Genomic DNA, 3,896 nt, shown 5'->3' with positions numbered 1-3,896 from the left:
CTGAAACTTTTAGATGCTTTTTGTCGTAGTCTGTCTTTTGTTGTAGCAAACTTTTGCCCCAAAATAGTTCAGAGTGAATGCTCTAAACATTTTCAGGGCGTGTATTTCCCCTACCAAATATAATTCGATGAAAGTGGATAAGACCATGCTCATTTGGGGTGCGGGCTTTCAATTGAGCGTGATTGTAATTAACGTTATGATTCATTGTCTATAAATACGGAAAAAACGTTTATTGATTGTCATGGACTGTGCAGATATATGAGTATTTTCGAAAAAGAAACCAACTTATTCAACTGTTGGATTGGTAAGCGAGAAGGTTTTGTCGTAGATGGTGTGGTATCGGAAGAACACTATAAGAACTCTTTGCTGAAAATCTGCTTTGTTCTCAAAGAAGTCAATAATGAAGGCGGTGAAGGTTGGGATCTCAGGCAGTTTATTCTCGATGGTGCGCGTTGGCAGACCTGGGATCATATTTCACGTTGGGTTAAGTGTTTTTCAGAACTTGATAGAAATGTTAGCTGGTCTGAACTAGCGAACAAAAAAGCAACCACATTGTGATTGCTCCCCTCATAAAAGTTAAGTGTATCTCTTTCTTACAATGTAAAGAAGCCCAACTAAGCTAAGTAAACCCATCGAACCACCCGAGTCACCACCGGAAGCACCCGAGTCACCACCGGAAGGCGTTTCAGAGGTTTCAGGTTCCGGTACGTTAATTTCTACAACTTCAGAGTTAGTAAGGAAAAGTTTCCCTTCTTCCCCAGATGAAGTAACGTGATACTCACATACATCGAATTCGCCAACAGCCGCATCATCACATGTACTTAGGTCATAATCTATTGTGATGTCACCTTCTGTGTATGCCGAGTCTACTACTGTCCCTCTATGTAGGCTTTGCACCTTAATGACTTCCGTGCCATTAACCTTCTTTCTACTTGGGTAAGACCAAGCGTTCACATTATCTAAGATGAAATCTTCCGCATAGGAAAGGTGCGTTCCTTCCATTCCTTCATTACTGTAAGTGTTTGTTCTTGAGTGGATGCCGCGGATGTAACCATCTGAATCAGTGTAACCTATACCGCTATCACCACCTGTGGAGTCTCCCTGCCCTGCGTATACTGACGCCATGATCCAAGGCGATGGTGGAGCATAATCGTATGGTACGCTAACTGTTTGAACAGCATAGCTAAGAATTTGGCCAGTACCGCCGAAGCCATAAGCATAAAGGGTATCGCCGACATTAAAGTCCGTAAGTTTTAGTAGGCTCACTTGTTCAGATGCAGGAGCTGTTTCTAATTCCATTAAACCAATATCGACGTTTAAATTGTTATAGTCTGGATGCTCTAAAAGTGTTTTTGCGTAAACGATTGAGAAGTCTGGTAAATAAATTGGTTCAGAAATGCCGTTATCAGCGCCACAGTGAGCCGCTGTTAAGATCCATTTACCACCGATAATTGAACCAGTACAGTTCATTTCAACTAAGTTTTGATGATTTGAACGATCAACCTCTGTGCCGTATAAAATAGCTTGAGCTCCGAAGCTAAGACCTAAGATTGGGACCAATGCCAACTGCTTGAGTTTCATATTTTGTATTTCCTTGTTGAATGGACTTGAGTAAGAATATCAGTCCAATTTATTTGTCAACCCGCTGTACTCTATATCATTTACGAGAAGATTTCTGGATGGGATTCTCGGTAAGCATCACAAAACCTTCTGATTTATAGGCATTTTGTTAATAACTAAAGAGAAGTGCAGTCTAATTTTCAAATGAACGACTCCAAAAAAAAGGCAAGAGTGAGCTTGCCTTTTGAGAGTGTCGCTTCTTAAGTGACTATGCAGAGAAACTGCACTTTCAAGTATCCATCATTTAACTTTACCCAAGAGGAATCGGAAGTTCGTTTGGCGTAATACTCAAGCGATACGACCCAATTAGAACCGGATTTTGAGTATTTAGGTGTTAAAGAACCCGTTTCTCCATACTTATTGCGACTTGAAAGGGGCTGCAAGCTCTTGACCATTACATCTAGTTCAGGGGTATGTCCTTCTGGACAACTATGAATTGGAAATCTATCACCATGTCTTGCAACAACTGTGCGTGTCAAACCTGAGGCTACAGAGTATTGAGTGCCATCTTTATTCTCTAAAAACAGACCGCGAACATTTGTGATCCATGTATCGCCACCAACGTCCCAAGAATCGCCAGTCAAAGTGCTAGAACCATCGCGTTTAACAACATTCTCAAGGTGAACAGCGTTGGCCGGACGGGTAATACTTAAGGTTACTTTCTCTCTAGCGTCAATTGTATAACCCGGTATCATTTGAACTTTATTGAAGAGAGCATTGTATGTAGAGTTGTCTTTTACGCCCGCTAAAGAGAAAGACATTGTTAATTCAGGGTAGCCATCACCAGCTCTATAGCGATTCAAGATAATTGGTTCACAATATAGGTCATAGAAATACTGTTGCTAGTATGAGTTTATGTGCATATTATTAACTTGCTTATATTAACTTGCTTACTTTGAACATCATCATGTCACCCATATTTTGCCAACTTTCTTAACTTCGAACCGTGGGCTTTTTTTCACTTTGCCATACCTTAAGGGCTCATGATTGGCGCTCTGTATCACTCATATAGATTAAAGGCTTTTCATTGCGGTTGATAGTTCAGTTATGGCTTTAACCATTTCAGCTACTTTTTCTTCCCCAACCGTATCAATTAGTTGCTCTGCATATGCTTTATGAAATGGTCTTATTTTTGACAGAGCATTATGACCTTTTGGCGTTAACTGAAGTAACATAGCCTTTTGATGAGATGGATTTTCTAATGTTTCTAACATACCTTCATCGATAAGCTGTTTGCTGGTTCTCTGAACGCTTTGACGTGTGATCCCCATTTGACGTGCGACTTCAGCTTGTGTAAGAGGATCATTAACAAGAGCCCCCAACACTTGCCAGCGAGTTGCAGTGAGATCTGCCCGAGAAGCAATATTCTCGGCTATTGATAAAAACTGACCATTTAAAGAAAAAACAGTTAGGGCTAAAGTACTGAGGTCATGTCTTGGGTCACTCATTGAAGGAATTCTCCATTAACTCGTAAAAACCAGTTATGTCCCGCTGTTCGAATAATTTCAACCAAGAATCTAGCGTAGTTTCAGAATAGATCTCCAACTTCCTGAATATCTCTGCCGCAAAAGCAATAGGTTCAATACCCCCTGCGGTGATCAAATAGTCTGTCGATACAACGGGTTCTTGGATATAGTTCTGGCTACCTGCATATCCTGTCATTTCCAGAAATTCTTTTGCATTACTAGTATGCGGAACATTATCTAATATACCTTTTCTCGCTAAAGCAGCGGTTGCACCACAGATAGCTGCAACACAAATACCATTGTCGATAAAACGCTTGGCTGCATCGACAAAATCATCGATGCCGCCTGAAGCAGCATTATCTGAACCACAAAGAATAAGCATTTTACCATCAGAGGGATTTAGCTTATCGAGAGATAAATCTGGCACGACAGTTAATCCACCTTTAGTTCTAATCGATTCTTTATTTCGCCCAACCGTCTTTATTACAAACCTGTCAGGGAAAGCTTGAAACTCTTGAGAGTTGATATGAGCCAAGACATACCCGTACTCCCAATCAGAGATACCGTCATATACAGCTAGATAAATAGATTCCTTCATAAATTACACCTCAAAAATGACAACAGACTTACATTGTGTCAGTGTGCTGTCACAATTACAAGGGAATAAATTCAATGGGAGTTGCATACAATTTCACAAACTTTACATTAATTAAGTTGATATCACAGAGTTCAGCCTTTCAGTTTCTGTCCACCGACATTTAAGAGCTTCCTAAACCCTACTAAATTTGACGGCCAAACTTCATGTTGACC

General features: G+C 40.5%; 5 protein-coding genes. 1 reads left to right on the top strand and 4 read right to left on the bottom strand.

What is annotated here, in order from left to right:
- Window positions 1–258 precede the first annotated feature (258 nt).
- Window positions 259–558 (top strand): hypothetical protein, encoded by a 300-nt coding sequence (locus OH460_RS27195; RefSeq protein ID WP_270000175.1) that lies wholly within the window; start codon window positions 259–261, stop codon window positions 556–558.
- A gap of 18 nt (window positions 559–576) precedes the next feature.
- Here OH460_RS27195 and OH460_RS27190 read toward each other — a convergent pair whose 3' ends face one another.
- From OH460_RS27190 to OH460_RS27175, 4 genes are all read right to left on the bottom strand, one after another.
- Window positions 577–1,581, bottom strand: coding sequence for a S1 family peptidase (locus OH460_RS27190; protein WP_270000174.1), 1,005 nt, complete (start codon window positions 1,579–1,581; stop codon window positions 577–579).
- 239 nt (window positions 1,582–1,820) lie between these two features.
- Complete coding sequence (locus OH460_RS27185; RefSeq protein ID WP_270000173.1) at window positions 1,821–2,423, bottom strand: hypothetical protein; 603 nt, start codon at window positions 2,421–2,423, stop codon at window positions 1,821–1,823.
- A gap of 210 nt (window positions 2,424–2,633) precedes the next feature.
- Entirely contained in the window at window positions 2,634–3,068 is a 435-nt protein-coding gene (locus OH460_RS27180; protein ID WP_102478962.1) for a MarR family winged helix-turn-helix transcriptional regulator, read from the bottom strand.
- On the bottom strand, window positions 3,061–3,684 hold the full coding sequence (locus OH460_RS27175) for a DJ-1/PfpI family protein (RefSeq protein WP_102478963.1): 624 nt from the start codon (window positions 3,682–3,684) through the stop codon (window positions 3,061–3,063). Before OH460_RS27175 ends, OH460_RS27180 begins: the two co-directional genes overlap by 8 nt.
- Window positions 3,685–3,896: the final 212 nt, after the last annotated feature.

It is taken from the genome of Vibrio sp. Makdt (genome assembly GCF_027587015.1).
Lineage (GTDB): Bacteria > Pseudomonadota > Gammaproteobacteria > Enterobacterales > Vibrionaceae > Vibrio > Vibrio chagasii_B.
Note: the sequence above shows the minus strand (reverse complement) of the source record. Positions and strands in the feature narration are given on the sequence as shown.